The 13447-nt window shown below is 37.1% G+C and carries 14 protein-coding genes; 2 read left to right on the top strand and 12 right to left on the bottom strand.

All coding sequences use genetic code 11. The features are described 5' to 3' along the window. Positions 1–57: 57 nt before the first annotated feature. The 4 genes from R2Q70_RS02820 to R2Q70_RS02805 form a co-directional block, all read right to left on the bottom strand. Positions 58–2226, bottom strand: coding sequence for a carboxy terminal-processing peptidase (locus R2Q70_RS02820; protein ID WP_316806146.1), 2169 nt, complete (start codon positions 2224–2226; stop codon positions 58–60). A 271-nt stretch (positions 2227–2497) separates the two neighbouring features. Next, complete coding sequence (locus R2Q70_RS02815; protein WP_316806145.1) at positions 2498–3181, bottom strand: hypothetical protein; 684 nt, start codon at positions 3179–3181, stop codon at positions 2498–2500. Positions 3182–3210: 29 nt separating this feature from the next. After that, positions 3211–4053 carry an isoaspartyl peptidase/L-asparaginase gene (locus R2Q70_RS02810; RefSeq protein ID WP_316806144.1) on the bottom strand — a complete coding sequence of 281 codons (843 nt, stop codon included), beginning with the start codon at positions 4051–4053 and terminating at the stop codon, positions 3211–3213. A 50-nt stretch (positions 4054–4103) separates the two neighbouring features. Next, positions 4104–4979, bottom strand: a complete 876-nt coding sequence (locus R2Q70_RS02805; RefSeq protein WP_316806143.1) for a cyanophycinase — start codon at positions 4977–4979, stop codon at positions 4104–4106. Between the two features lie 295 nt (positions 4980–5274). Between R2Q70_RS02805 and cphA the strand changes: the two genes are divergently transcribed. Beyond that, entirely contained in the window at positions 5275–7890 is a 2616-nt protein-coding gene (gene cphA / locus R2Q70_RS02800) for a cyanophycin synthetase (protein WP_316806142.1), read from the top strand. A gap of 75 nt (positions 7891–7965) precedes the next feature. Here the strand turns inward: cphA and R2Q70_RS02795 are convergent, their stop codons facing one another. Beyond that, a complete protein-coding gene (locus tag R2Q70_RS02795) occupies positions 7966–8421 on the bottom strand; it encodes a ferritin-like domain-containing protein (RefSeq protein ID WP_029204518.1) in 456 nt (151 codons plus the stop codon). A gap of 232 nt (positions 8422–8653) precedes the next feature. Here R2Q70_RS02795 and R2Q70_RS02790 point away from each other — a divergent pair, with 232 nt between their 5' ends. After that, positions 8654–9328: a hypothetical protein gene (locus tag R2Q70_RS02790; RefSeq protein ID WP_316806141.1), complete on the top strand. Its 675-nt coding sequence runs from the start codon at positions 8654–8656 to the stop codon at positions 9326–9328. Between the two features lie 101 nt (positions 9329–9429). Here the strand turns inward: R2Q70_RS02790 and R2Q70_RS02785 are convergent, their stop codons facing one another. From R2Q70_RS02785 to R2Q70_RS02755, 7 genes are all read right to left on the bottom strand, one after another. Then, positions 9430–10164: a ThuA domain-containing protein gene (locus R2Q70_RS02785; RefSeq protein ID WP_316806140.1), complete on the bottom strand. Its 735-nt coding sequence runs from the start codon at positions 10162–10164 to the stop codon at positions 9430–9432. Between the two features lie 41 nt (positions 10165–10205). Beyond that, positions 10206–10640, bottom strand: a complete 435-nt coding sequence (locus R2Q70_RS02780; protein ID WP_316806139.1) for a low molecular weight protein-tyrosine-phosphatase — start codon at positions 10638–10640, stop codon at positions 10206–10208. 6 nt (positions 10641–10646) lie between these two features. Beyond that, a complete protein-coding gene (locus tag R2Q70_RS02775) occupies positions 10647–10913 on the bottom strand; it encodes a hypothetical protein (protein WP_316806138.1) in 267 nt (88 codons plus the stop codon). 264 nt (positions 10914–11177) lie between these two features. Then, on the bottom strand, positions 11178–11612 hold the full coding sequence (locus R2Q70_RS02770; protein WP_316806137.1) for a hypothetical protein: 435 nt from the start codon (positions 11610–11612) through the stop codon (positions 11178–11180). Beyond that, the gene (locus R2Q70_RS02765) at positions 11599–11979 is read right to left on the bottom strand and encodes a phage holin family protein (RefSeq protein ID WP_116168959.1); all 381 of its coding nucleotides are present in this window, start codon (positions 11977–11979) and stop codon (positions 11599–11601) included. The genes R2Q70_RS02770 and R2Q70_RS02765 overlap by 14 nt, the downstream gene beginning before the upstream one ends. Positions 11980–12032: 53 nt before the next feature. Next, complete coding sequence (locus tag R2Q70_RS02760; RefSeq protein ID WP_010600557.1) at positions 12033–12299, bottom strand: YtxH domain-containing protein; 267 nt, start codon at positions 12297–12299, stop codon at positions 12033–12035. Between the two features lie 71 nt (positions 12300–12370). Then, on the bottom strand, positions 12371–13420 hold the full coding sequence (locus R2Q70_RS02755) for an AI-2E family transporter (protein WP_316806136.1): 1050 nt from the start codon (positions 13418–13420) through the stop codon (positions 12371–12373). Between the last annotated feature and the right edge of the window lie 27 nt (positions 13421–13447).

Here is a 13447-nt window from a genome sequence, read left to right as displayed (position 1 = left end):
ATAAAAAAAGCGAGCCACCTGATTACAGGTGGCTCGCTTTTTTTATAAATGTATTAATTAAAGCTTAGGTGAGGTTGCAAGGCCCAAATTCATTACGTAATTACCAGATTGTTGCATGAAATCGCCCATTACTTTTAATGATTCATCTTCAATAAAATCAAATGAGTCCTGTTTAGTAACCTTTTCACCTTTTTTAATGGCAGGTAGACCTCGCAAAGCTCTTAATTCGTTCTGTCTGGCTAACGATTTTGCCTCTTGTGCATCACGCTCTGATTTTAATTTGTTCTCGTTTAAAGTAACTGAAACTTCAGTATCGCGTTTTTTCAACTCCGCAATGTCTTGTTTTACATATTTAAAATCCAAAGAATTAGCAATACGTTGCTCACTATTCTTAATTAAACCTGCTTTAATTGCGTTTAAATTGGCAACAGCTTTAAAATTGGAACTTGGAATCACATCCCAAGGTAGAGCAGATGGTTCCGTATCTTCTCCGATTTTATCCATTGGATAAAGTGATGGGAAAACGATATCAGGTGTAACGCCTTTGTGCTGTGTACTGCTTCCGGCTACACGATAAAATTTAGCCATTGTTAAATTAATCTGGCCAAGATTAATATCGGCAGGATTAGCGGTACTGGGCGAAGTTCCAATAGTTTTATCTCTGGTAACTAAGCCGGCTATTTTTTGAAGCATGCCTGGGTTAACCAGTTTATTTAAATCGATAGAAGACTGAACGGTTCCTTTTCCATAACTCTGGCTACCCATCACAATGCCCCGGCCATAATCCTGAATTGCACCAGCGAAAATTTCAGATGCAGAAGCACTTAAACGGTCAATCATCACGCCAAATGGACCATCCCATGCTACGCCTGATGTTTGATCTTCATCTACTTCAATTTTTCCTCTTGAATCTTTCACCTGTACCACAGGTCCTTTATCAATAAACAATCCTGTAAGTGAAATTGCTTCAACCAATGAACCACCACCATTGCCACGTAAATCCATCACAATTGCATCAACTTTATCGATGTTCTTTAACGAATCAACAAGCTTTCTTACGTCACGTGTGGTGCTTTTATAGTTTTTATCGCCAGCATTTGCGGCTTTGAAATCTGCATAAAACGCTGGTAACGAAATGATGCCGATTTTATAATCTTTACCATTTGTATTGATGGTTTTTACTTTTTTCTTTGCTGATTGATCTTCCAGAATGATCTTCTCTCTAACCAATTCGATAATTACCGGTTTAGAAGACATTTCTTTTCCAACTGGAATCACTTTTAACCGCACTTTAGTTCCCTTTGGGCCTTTTATTTTGGTAACGGTAACATCTAATCTCCAGCCAACCACATCAACAAATTCTCCATCAGCTTGCGCAACCGCAATAATTCTATCGCCAGCACTTAATTGTTTTCCTTTAAAAGCAGGACCACCTGGAATAATTTCTGATATTTTAACCACTTCATTTTCCAGCTGTAATCTGGCACCAATACCTTCAAATGAGCGAGACATTTCCTCGTTAAATTCAGTAGCTCTTGTTGGTACGAAATAATTGGTATGTGGATCTACAGACTCTGTAAAAGCATCCATCAAGATTTGAAATACATCCTGATTATTGGTTTTAGAAGTTTGCGATTGGAGATTTTGATAACGTTTGGTGAGTGTTTCTACATTTTTATCCTGAGCCGTTCCTGCTAAATTCAGGTTGATCAATTCGTACTTTACTCTTTTTTTCCAGGTTTCGTTTAAGGCTGTTGATGACGCTGCCCATGGTAATTTCTCCCTATCGTACACGTAGGTATCGTTTTGGTTGAAATCGAATTTGCTTTTAATCTGTACCAATGAATATTTAAAATAATCATTTAACCTTTTAGCATAAACGTTGTAAATATAAAATGGACCACTTAAATCACCATTTTTGAAATCGTCATCAAGTGTAGTTCTGTATTTTTCAAATTCTTTAATGTCAGACGCCAGAAAATAATTTTTCCCCGGATCTAAGGATTTGATGTATTTATCCAGAATTAAAGATGAGATAGAATCGTTGATTTGGATTTTTTTATAGTTGTAACTTTCAATGAGATTTACAACTTCCTTAATTACCAACTTTTGTTGCTCATCAGGCATCACATTTGTAACGCCCTCCACAATAGGTTGTGGCTTAGGTTCAGCATGGCAGGCAAGTACTGCTGCTGTAAAAATTACAAAAAATATTCTCTTCAACATCTCTTTAAACGATTTAAAATCCATTTTCAATTCTATATAGCCAATATGATACCATTTTAACGAAAAAACAAAAAAGAGACAGCATTATTACTGTCTCTTGTTAAAATTTTATCAAATCTAGCTAAAAGCTTTTTATTTAACAATTCTTGAAATTTAACGAAATATAATGGCTTTTGTTTTGACAACATCGCTGTAAGCTATTCTGAAATAGAATATTACAATTGCATTATTTACCAGGAGGGAAAGGGATTAAACGAGGTAGTGGGCCTTTTTAAGATTTTTTTAGTGAAGTCTTATTTGCAATGGCTTCCCTGGCATCACTTATTTGTCCTTTGTATTGCGTAGATTTAATTGAGCTGGCCAGCCATTCAGCCGTTTTCAAATCTCTCAATGCAAGGGTAAAATCTTTCTTTTTAATTTTAACCTGAACAATACCCAAAATAGATTCTATATATGAATTATTGCTTTTTAGTTGTTTTGCCAAAATACCCTGTTGGGTATAAAACCACATCGATTGGGTAGATTTATTATTAGCGAGGTAAACTTTCCCCAAAAGGTTATAGGTATTCATCAAGCCACTCCTGCTACCCATTTTCGAGTAATTTTTAAGGGCAACATTAAGCAGAATTTGTTCGGCATCACTGTAACGGCCTAACTGGTAATGCATGTTGCTCATTTTAATAATCGCCTGACCGTATTTATTGAAGTTCTTAGCTGCATTATACTCAAATGCTGCTTTACCAAAAAGGGTAAGTGCTTCGTTAAAATCACCTTTTTTTTCTAAATCTTCAGCATCTTCAAAAAATGAATTTCCTTCTTCCAGATCGAACTTAGAAACAGAGATTGTAATCGCACTTCCTCCGTTTGGCTCCTGGAAATCAGCTTTATCAATGTTTTGCGCTTGCAGTTGAAATGAGGCAAAAAGGCTTACCAAAGCCAATACATATTTGGACATGCAACAAAAATAATACTTTATATTCAATTTTAGCTAAATACCTGTAAATTAACGTCGAAAGATGCCCAAACCATATACGGATGTGAATCGCAGTGGTAAATTTCCCCTAATGATGAAATGCCCACAACCCCTGCAAAACCGTCAAAGGCTTTAAGTTCTGTAAACGTTTTATCACAAGCATCTTTTAAAGAAAATCCATCCGTTACCCGGGTTACAATTTTAGCGGCGGTGGCGTTACTCACAATATCTTCGCCCACACCTGTACATGAAATTCCCGCGTATTGGTTGGCATAGTTGCCAGCAGCTGTAGCAGAATCACTTACGCGACAAGGAATTTCAAAGCCTTTGCCACCTGTTGAAGTTGCTGCTGCAAGGTTACCCTCATCATCCAAAGCAACACAGCCAACGGTTCCTTTATTATTTTGTTGATTTAACTTGGCTTCGTATTCCGATTGGCGTTGTGCCGTTATTGGATTAAAGAACACATGCCCGTTTTTTCGGGCGAAGTTTTGAGCACCTTCTCCACTTAACACACGGTCATCGTAATTGATTAAATCTTTTGCAATTTCAATAGGGTTTTTCACATCTTCCACATTGATAACGCCGCTAAACTTCTCCGTTTTGCCATCCATCAGCGATGCGCTTAAACGAACTTTGCCGTCACTTTGAATTTGTGAACCAATACCGGCATTGAAAAGTTCATTATCTTCCAGTAAGGCAACGGTGTAAACTACTGTTTCTAAGGCACTATGTGTTTTTAAATATTCATATCCAAGGGTAACAATTTCAGCTAAAGCATCTTGCTTTGCCTTTTTTGTCTCCTGGTTGGTAGATGACTCACTGAAAAAGCCACCGTGTATAATTAGTTTCATTTTTTTAGTATCAAGGTTCAAAACTGAAAACTCCCTACTGGAAACTTATATTATCCTATCGGAACAACTTTTGGATGGTGGATCACCAGGCTATGGTCTGTCAAATCATAAACATCGCCATCGCACATCACGTGTACTACCATGTTTTTGATAGATACGGGCTGCCCCATCTCTACATCAGTAAGATTGGTATCGGCCATTTGACGACCATCTACCAAAATCACCATCCCAGATCCGATGGCTTCCATCACATGTCCGTCAGAAATAAACAAGCCAGTATCTTCACCTAAGCCAATTCCTAAAATACCTGGATTACTTGCCGCAGCATATAATAAACGGCCAATTCTTCCGCGTTGAACAAAGTGTGTATCAACAATCACATCGTCGATAAAACCTAATCCACCGGTAATTTTTACTTCGCCTTTAAGTAACGCATCTTTACTACTGCCCTGATAGATCATGTTTTTTGAACTTGCAGCGGCTCCGGCAGATGTTCCTGCAATAACCACAGGTTCATTTTTATATTTCTCCAATAAAATTTGATGAATTTTCGTACCACCGAAAATCGATGATAAACGCAGTTGGTCTCCACCGGTGAATATAATTACTTCGGCGGCAGCAATACGGGCGCAATTCTCATCAGAGTTTGCCTCTTCTCGGTTGGTGATATTAAGAACGCCTAAATTATGTACATCTAGTTGAGCATAAGCTTTAATGTATTCTTCGCCAACTTTTTCAGGCATCAAAGAAGCCGTTGTGATAATTTCAAAACGCGATTCGATGTCTTTTACCGATTCTGTGGTAATCCGTTTCAGAATGCCACGTTCGAAAAAATTCATGTTCTCAGGCAATCCAAATTGCGTTTCAGCAAAGCTGCCTGTGTTTATTGCTCCACCAATGATGATAAGTTTGCCCTTTGGAACCATTCTTTGTGTATTATTATTGTATCAAAAAGCCCAAATATATCAGCTTAAGATAAAAAACACGACTTTTTTTGTCAATAATTACTCAATTATTAACAATCGTTGAAATAATTATTAAGAAAATCGGCTATTCTACAGGCTGATATTAAAACAAATACCCTTTTATTTTGATTTAGCTATTTGTGATGTCAATTTTAAAAATAAATGTATAATTTACAATCATCAATTTTATTCTTAAAAAATTGAATTAAATGGCCATCCCAACGCTTGTTTAACATAAAAAACGACAAAATATTACATGAAGATATCAAACATACAAGTACTAAGAGGGCCAAATATATGGTCGATAAGTCGCAAAAAACTGATTCAAATGCGCCTGGATTTGGAAGATTTGGAGCAGCGACCAACCAATACCATTGAAGGATTCAGTGAACGCATTGAAAAACTTTTGCCAAGCATGTTCACACACCGTTGTTCTAAAGGTGTTGAAGGTGGTTTTTTTACGCGTGTAAAAGAAGGCACATGGATGGGGCATGTAATTGAACACATTGCTTTAGAAATCCAGACCATCGCGGGAATGGAAACCGGGTTTGGACGTACCCGCCAAACCAAAACCGAAGGCATTTATAACGTGGTGTTCAGTTATTTGGAAGAAAAAGTTGGTGTTTATGCAGCAGAGGCAGCAGTGCGAATTGCAGAAGCTTTAATCGAAAATCAGGAATATGATTTAGAGCATGACATCAGAAGAATGAAAGAAATCCGTGAATTGGAAGCTTTAGGTCCAAGTACGGGGTCTATTGTGCAGGAAGCGGTAAGCAGAAATATTCCCTGGATCAGGTTAAATAAAAGTTCGTTAGTACAATTAGGTTATGGCAAAAACCAGGTACGTTTCAGGGCTACAATGACTGAAAAAACGAGTAGCATTGCTGTTGATATTGCCAGCAATAAAGAAGAAACAAAACGTTTGCTAACGGAGGCAGCCATTCCGGTTGCTTCGGGTGTTACCATTTCCAACCCTGATGATTTAGAGGCATCAGTTAATAAAGTTGGTTTTCCATTAGTTTTTAAACCATTAGACGGGAACCATGGAAAAGGTGCAACCATTAACGTGAAAACGATGGAAGCGGCAAAAGCAGCTTTCGAATACGCCAAAACCTACTCACGCCGGGTGATTATTGAGAAATTTATTACCGGATACGATTTTCGTGTTTTAGTGATCGACCATAAAGTGGTTGCAGCTGCACAACGTGATCCTGCCCACGTTATGGGTAATGGCATTCATACTATTCAGGAACTGATTGATAAAGAAAATGAAGATCCACGTCGCGGTTATGGCCATGAAAACGTGCTGACTGAAATTTCTGTTGATCGGGATACTTTAGATTTGTTAGCCAAAAAGGAATACACATTAGAAACGATTCCTGAAAAAGGTGAAATTGTTTATTTAAAATCTACGGCCAATTTGAGTACTGGTGGAACGTCAATTGATGTTACCGACATTGTTCATCCGCAAAATATTTTTATTTGTGAGCGAATTTCAAGGGTAATTGGTTTAGATATTTGCGGTATCGATATTATGGCCCAAAATCTTACCCAACCACTTACTGAAAATGGTGGAGTAGTTTTGGAAGTAAATGCAGCACCAGGTTTCAGAATGCACCTTGCACCAAGCGAAGGTTTGCCTCGAAATGTTGCCGCTTCGGTTGTAGATATGTTATACCCGCAAGGCAGATTATCGCAAATTCCAATTATTGCGGTAACCGGAACGAACGGAAAAACAACAACCACACGATTAATAGCCCACATTATCCGCAGTAATGGTAAACGCGTTGGCTTTACCACCAGTGATGGCGTATATGTTCACAACACGATGTTGATGAAAGGCGATACTACCGGGCCAGTAAGTGCCGAGTTTATTTTAAAAGACCCGACTGTCGAATTTGCGGTGTTAGAAACTGCCCGAGGTGGTATTTTAAGAGCCGGTTTGGGATTTAATGCTTGTGATATCGGCGTGGTAACCAATATTCAGGAAGATCACCTGGGTATTTCTGATATTCATAACCTAGATGATTTAACTCGGGTTAAGGCTGTAGTAATTGGTGCGGTTAGAAGGAAAGGCTGGGCGGTTTTAAATGCCGACAACGGTTACTGCGTAAAAATTGCCCGTGATGCCCGTTGTAATGTGGCTTATTTCAGTATGGATGAAAATAATCCGGTGATTAAAGACCATTGCAAAAAAGGAGGAATTGCTGCCATTTATGAAAATGGTTATATCACCATTAAAACCGGCGATTGGAAATTGAGGGTTGATAAAGCTACGCACATTCCTTTAACCTTTGGAGGATCAGTGAATTTCATGATTCAAAATGTGTTAGCTGCAACATTAGCCGCCTATTTATGGGGATATAAACCTGAAGATATTCGTTTATCACTGGAAACATTTATCCCTTCCGCAGCACATACGCCAGGACGAATGAATGTGTTTAGATTCAAAGATTTCAAAGTGCTTGTTGATTTTGCGCATAACCCTGACGGCTTTAATGGTGTGAAAGCTTACCTTGCCAGTGTTGAATCTACCGAACATGTTGGAATTATTTCCGGAACTGGTGATAGAAGAGATGAAGACATAAGGGAAACAGCCCGAATTTCTGCTCAAATGTTTGATAAAATCTATATCTGCCAGGAAAAATATTTACGTGGCCGCGATCAGCAGGAACTGATAGATCTTCTGGTGAGTGGTATTAAGGAAGTGGATCCAAACAAAGAAATTATTATCAATAATAAGAGTACAGCTTGTTTGCAAGACGCAATCGACAACGCAAAAAAAGGTTCGTATTTAACTATTCTAAGCAATACGATTGACAATACCATTCAACGCGTTACGGAACATTTAGACAGAGAACTGGAATCATAAAACAACCAGCTGTTAAACGAAAATGCTCTTGATAGATTTTATCAGGAGCATTTTTTATTTTAAATTAAGCTAATCCTAAGCTTGAGAATCACGCAATCTTTTAATCTCATCATGCGATACTCTTAACGATGCTTTTTGATCAGCAATCAGTTCTCTGATGTTTGAAGGTAAATCTTCTTCTTCCAAAGCCATTTTATAGGCATTTTGCGCTGCATCTTCCCCAAACTCGCAATTGTTCAAAACAGTTTGACGATCGTGACCTGTAAATAAAGCTTTCACATCCATCCAGCCTCTGTAAATTTTACCAGATGTAGTGGTGCCGGTTTCAATATCTTCGCCAGAAGCTGCAACCTCTGTTGCTAAAGCCATTTTATATTTTTGGCTTTCTTCAATCATATTTAAGAATAACGATTTCAGATCTGCATCACCATCTTTTAATTCTTTACGTGCTTTTTCATATCCTTCAATACGGTCATTATTAATTTGAACCAGGTCGTTTAAAACCTCTGCTATTGCTGTTGTAGTTTTCATGTTTTTATAAGTTTTGATGTTATTATTTCAACATGAGCAAGCTTAAAAGGTTTGGCTTTTTTGATAATATATTGCTTTCTCCATTTAAAAGAAGGTGTGTGTCAAGAGCAGCTGTTAAAGGTGTTTCCTCAACATTAAGCCTAAGTCGCAAAGTTTTTACGCAAAGAATACTACAATCACCTTCGATTTTAGTTTTATAAGTGCAGATTGCAAACTCAAAAGATTAATAAATATGAGCGCTTTAATCCAAAACCCTCCTGATGGCGGAACAACTTACACAGAAACGAATTTGGATAATTTATTTCCAGAGCCATTAAACACCATTACAAGTTTTTTCTTTTTGATGATTGCGATTTATTGGACATTCAAATTGTGGGGGAACTATAAAAAACACACATTTCTAAGTATAGCGTTGGTGCTTCTTTATATCGGTGGAATTGGCGGAACAACCTATCACGGTTTGAGGCGATGGCCAATATTTATTATGATGGATTGGATGCCGATTATGTTGCTTTGTCTTTCGGCAGGAGTTTACTTTTTAGCCAAATTAACCAAGTGGTATTATGCTGTTTTGATTGTTGTGGTTTATGCTTTCTTCCAATTCTATGTCAGAAGGCTTTTTTCAAACGGTGATTTTCAGATTTTCATTAATATTAACTATGCATTTATGGCTGCATTGGTGTTGTTCCCGGTTTTTGGCTATCTTATGAAAACCGAATGGCGTAATGGAAAATGGGTAGGCTTTGCGTTACTGGCTTTCATTTTTGCGCTAACTTTTCGTATTGCTGATAAGTGGGAAATTTTAGACATTGGCACCCATTTTTTATGGCATACTTTTGGCGCAGTGGCTGCCTTTTGCATGCTGAATTACATTTACCTTGTTAATTATAAAGTGGCTGATCATTAAACTTTGATTCCAATGGCGTAAATGTATTGCCCTGATTATTATATGAATTGTTTAAGCTGCTGATAACTGCGAGATTCATTTACACATTGAGAATACAGCCATTACTTTTTCTTACCTATTGCATAGGTAATGCCACCATAAAGATGCTTGAGAAACGTTTCATCTGTCCAGGTTTCTTTTAAATGCCCCATAGATGTGTAAAATGCCCTCCCGCCATCATAATCATGATACCAGCTAAACGGGTGAATTTTTCCGTTTTTCCCGCCCTCATATGAGCTTTCGTCGATAGTTAAAAGCACCTTAATGTCAGGGTTAATATTTTTAAAATTGTAAAGCTCGTCTTTGTGCATCCAGATTGAATCTGTAAAGAAACTGGTAGAGGGATGTTTTTTATCCTTCACTACAAATCGGGCCTGCTGAACAACGGGGTGACTGATGAAATATGCGCCTGCTAGTTTTCCATACCAGGGCCAATCATATTCGGTATCGGTAGCTGCATGTATACCTACGTAACCGCCTCCGGCTTTAATATAACTTTCAAATGCGGTTTGCTGTTGATTATCTAAAACATCGCCAGTAGTGTTTAAAAAAACAATCGCTGCATATTGTTTTAAATTGTCGCTTGTAAAAAGAGCAGCATTTTCGGTTGTATCAACAAGAAATTTCTTTTCTTTTCCCATTTTCGCAATGGCTATTTTCCCGGCATCGATAGAATTGTGCCTGAAACCCTTAGTTTTCGAAAAAACTAAAACTCGCGGAACTTTTTTTAAAATCGTATTACTTTGAAATACTAAAAATGCTGCAATAAGGATACAAAAGGAAAGCGCTTTCTTCATTTTTTAATGGTTTGGTTAGTCGTTTTATAACGGTCACTAAATTAAGAAAGTTGTTTGATAATTTCTTTACATCTGTCTTCAACTTGTTTACAAACAGGTTCAAATAAGTGATTATCCCAGTATGGGTCAGTTACTTCGTCTTCCTCCAAAAATAACCTTACTTTATTTCGCTCTGCATCAGTTTTAGCTAAATGTTGAACGTCTTTTAAGTTATTTCTATCCATAACCAAAATGAGGTCGAACTGGGCAAACATACTGTGATCAAATTGCTGCGCCCTTTGCCCACTAATATCATAGCCCAAAGCACTGGCTGCAGAAATGCTTCTGGAATCTGGCATTTTACCAATATGCCAGTTGCCGGTGCCAGCAGATGCAATTTCCCAATTGAGCTTACCTTGTTTTACGAGGTGACGCATGATACCTTCTGCCAGTGGAGACCTGCAGATATTGCCCAAACAAACCATTAAGATCTTCATTGAAATTTATTTCGCTCCATAAATACGTACCAATGTATAGGTACTGCCTCCAGATGTAAACGTTGTAATTTGAATAAGTTTATTTCCTTTAAGAGTATATGGCGCACCTGGTGCCGAAGAAACTTTTATTTGATCGTTTTCACGCGTCCAGGTTACTGACTTTCTATTTGGATCATAAAACATATCACATAAGGCACCGTTTGCGCTAATATTAAATATGCCATCTTCTGAAAACGTTAAGGTTGTTGTGGCTTCGCAACTTGCAGCACCCATTTAGCTCCAAATAATTGGTGCCCGATTTTGATCCGATAGTGATTGCTGGATTGATTGTTGCCGATTCAATTTTCCAGTCATTGCTGGATAGTTTTTTGTCTAAATCTTTCTTGCAGGAAAGCATAAAACAAAGTGCGAACATTAATAATAAATTTTTCATCATATTTTTTAAATGATAACGATTGAGAAGATAATTTCGCTACAGTTAAAGTATAAATTTTCTATAATACAAAAGCCCCATAATTTGCATATGAGGCTTGTAAATTAGTAGGTTTCGCTATCTGGCGGAATGCCATAATCAACGAATTTCTTTGCTTTTTGTACTTTCTTTTTGCCAAACCAGCCTTTAACTGAATTGAAAATTGCTGACAGATGTTCGGCATCAAGTGATTTGCCGACTTTACCTGATACCAATCCAACAGCGGCTTTGGTTAAAAAGCCCGCACCTCTAAAAAGTGTTTTGTTCATCACCATTGGAAGAAGCAATGACATTGCTGTGCCACTAATGTTCAGCTTCTCATCTGCCTTAAACAGATTATTTGGTGTAGCATATTTTTTAATCAGGGCGCCGATAGTAAATTGCTTTAAAAATGTTTTTCCATCACTTTTAAGCATATTCTGTTTAAGGGTATATTCTACTTTCAGCTCTAGCTTAGCGGCCTTCAAATCTTCCAGAGTTCTGATGTTATACTTTCTCATCTTCTTCCTCCTTATCTGCAAGTTTGTCGAAATATTTTCTAATTGCAACGTTTATAATTGCTTTTTCAATGTATTTATCTTTTGTTAGATAAACAATAACAGCAAGTAAAAGGTAAATGCCCGAAACGCAGCCAAAACCTCTGGTATAACTACCTAAAACATCTGATAAAAAAAGTGCTAAAGTTACGCTACCAAACAAAAAAGCCAATATGAAACATACAATCACCGCAGTGTTTGTAACTAAATCGGCAAATATTTTGGATACCTTTTCTACAAGGTAAAGTCTTGTATATTCGATTCTTGCTTCTAAAAACCCTTTGGCGTCTTCAACAAGATCTTCAATACTTTTATCTTTATTTTCTTGCATAGTTTAGATGGAGTTTAACTGAGCACAGTAATGTGCTCAGTTATTATTTATTTTTAAGCGTGCTCAACGTCATCACTGTATTCTTCTTCAACACTTCTCAGTTTAGTTTTGATAGAGCTTACCACTTTATCTTTAAGGCTTGATAAATTATTAATTTCATCTGCTGCCTTATCTTTAATAGAATCGCCCAAATCTTTCAGAGATTGACTTAATTTGTCGCGTGTTTCTTCACCTTTATCAGGTGCAAATAAGATACCTAAAGCGGCACCAGCAGCTAAGCCTGCCAATAGAGCAACTACAACTTTTGAGTTATCATTCATAATAATGTATTTTAAGGGTTTAACATTCACAATATAAGAACTACTATATTATTTTATTGTTAAGCTATAAATTATAACTCATTATGCTCATTATTTGTTTTAATTCTTTCCAATCTTTCTGAAGCCAGTGTACTGGTTTCGTAAATTTTAACAAGCAAAATAAAATAAGATATGAGTAATGGGCCAAAAACCAGGCCTAAAATTCCGAATAAAGGAATACCAATAATTACGCCAATTACCGTAATTATGGGATGTATGTTGCCAACTTTTTTCGCAATGACAAATCTTAGCACATTATCAATATTAATAATTACCACGAAACCAAAAATTAACATTGCCCAACCTGCAAAATTATTTCCGTTTGCAATTTGCAGAATCGCTGCCGGCACAAACACTACCGGCGGACCCAGGATAGGAACAAAGGAGATGAATGTTGTAATTATGCCCCAAAATACCGGGTCTTTATAGCCTAAAATATAAAAAGATAAACTCACCAAAGATCCCTGAACCAGGCAAATCAATCCCTGTCCGAGCACATTTGCGTATGTGGTATTCCGCATTTCATCTCCAAAACGAAGCGCATTTTGTTCTCTCAGCGGCGCATACTTTATCAGCGACCGTTCAAATACCTTGCGTTCGATGAGCATAAAGTATAGTAAAAAGTACATCACTAAAAGACTAAGTATAATATTTACCGCACTGGAAATTAATGAAGGAAACAAATCGGTCGCCCAGCTGCCCAGGCGATTTAATCCATCCTGTATCAGGTCTTCGTTAATTTTAAATGGTACTAAGTGTTGAAGTTTTACCAGTAAGTTTTTAAAGAAAATTTCATTGTTTTTAAGCTCTGATATTTTGCTGATTACCATACTGCTTAATGCATAAAACGGCAATACAATTAATACAATACTTATCGTAATAAGAAAAATGGCTACAAACCTTTTATTCCAGCCTTTTACTTCAGCTAAATGAATATAGGCTGGCCGCATGATGGTGTAAAGTACAAGCGTACTTAAAATGGCACTGAAAATTCCCTGTAACGAATATGCAATTAATAGCCCAAGTGCTATTATGATAAGCAAATTAATGTTATTACGCTGTTTGTAAGAGAATACCGACATAAAATAGATGTTTGGTAATCTTCTAAT

Origin of the sequence: Pedobacter agri (assembly GCF_032678665.1) — a bacterium.
In the GTDB taxonomy this organism is placed as follows: domain Bacteria; phylum Bacteroidota; class Bacteroidia; order Sphingobacteriales; family Sphingobacteriaceae; genus Pedobacter; species Pedobacter agri_A.
Note: the sequence above shows the minus strand (reverse complement) of the source record. Positions and strands in the feature narration are given on the sequence as shown.

Excerpts from the sequence above, each read along its gene's own strand:
- R2Q70_RS02820 (WP_316806146.1), bottom strand. The coding sequence starts at position 2,226 with ATGTTGAAGAGAATATTTTTTGTAATTTTTACAGCAGCAGTACTTGCC.
- R2Q70_RS02815 (WP_316806145.1), bottom strand. The coding sequence starts at position 3,181 with ATGTCCAAATATGTATTGGCTTTGGTAAGCCTTTTTGCCTCATTTCAA.
- R2Q70_RS02810 (WP_316806144.1), bottom strand. The coding sequence starts at position 4,053 with ATGAAACTAATTATACACGGTGGCTTTTTCAGTGAGTCATCTACCAAC.
- R2Q70_RS02805 (WP_316806143.1), bottom strand. The coding sequence starts at position 4,979 with ATGGTTCCAAAGGGCAAACTTATCATCATTGGTGGAGCAATAAACACA.
- cphA (WP_316806142.1), top strand. The coding sequence starts at position 5,275 with ATGAAGATATCAAACATACAAGTACTAAGAGGGCCAAATATATGGTCG.
- R2Q70_RS02795 (WP_029204518.1), bottom strand. The coding sequence starts at position 8,421 with ATGAAAACTACAACAGCAATAGCAGAGGTTTTAAACGACCTGGTTCAA.
- R2Q70_RS02790 (WP_316806141.1), top strand. The coding sequence starts at position 8,654 with ATGAGCGCTTTAATCCAAAACCCTCCTGATGGCGGAACAACTTACACA.
- R2Q70_RS02785 (WP_316806140.1), bottom strand. The coding sequence starts at position 10,164 with ATGAAGAAAGCGCTTTCCTTTTGTATCCTTATTGCAGCATTTTTAGTA.
- R2Q70_RS02780 (WP_316806139.1), bottom strand. The coding sequence starts at position 10,640 with ATGAAGATCTTAATGGTTTGTTTGGGCAATATCTGCAGGTCTCCACTG.
- R2Q70_RS02775 (WP_316806138.1), bottom strand. The coding sequence starts at position 10,913 with ATGGGTGCTGCAAGTTGCGAAGCCACAACAACCTTAACGTTTTCAGAA.
- R2Q70_RS02770 (WP_316806137.1), bottom strand. The coding sequence starts at position 11,612 with ATGAGAAAGTATAACATCAGAACTCTGGAAGATTTGAAGGCCGCTAAG.
- R2Q70_RS02765 (WP_116168959.1), bottom strand. The coding sequence starts at position 11,979 with ATGCAAGAAAATAAAGATAAAAGTATTGAAGATCTTGTTGAAGACGCC.
- R2Q70_RS02760 (WP_010600557.1), bottom strand. The coding sequence starts at position 12,299 with ATGAATGATAACTCAAAAGTTGTAGTTGCTCTATTGGCAGGCTTAGCT.
- R2Q70_RS02755 (WP_316806136.1), bottom strand. The coding sequence starts at position 13,420 with ATGTCGGTATTCTCTTACAAACAGCGTAATAACATTAATTTGCTTATC.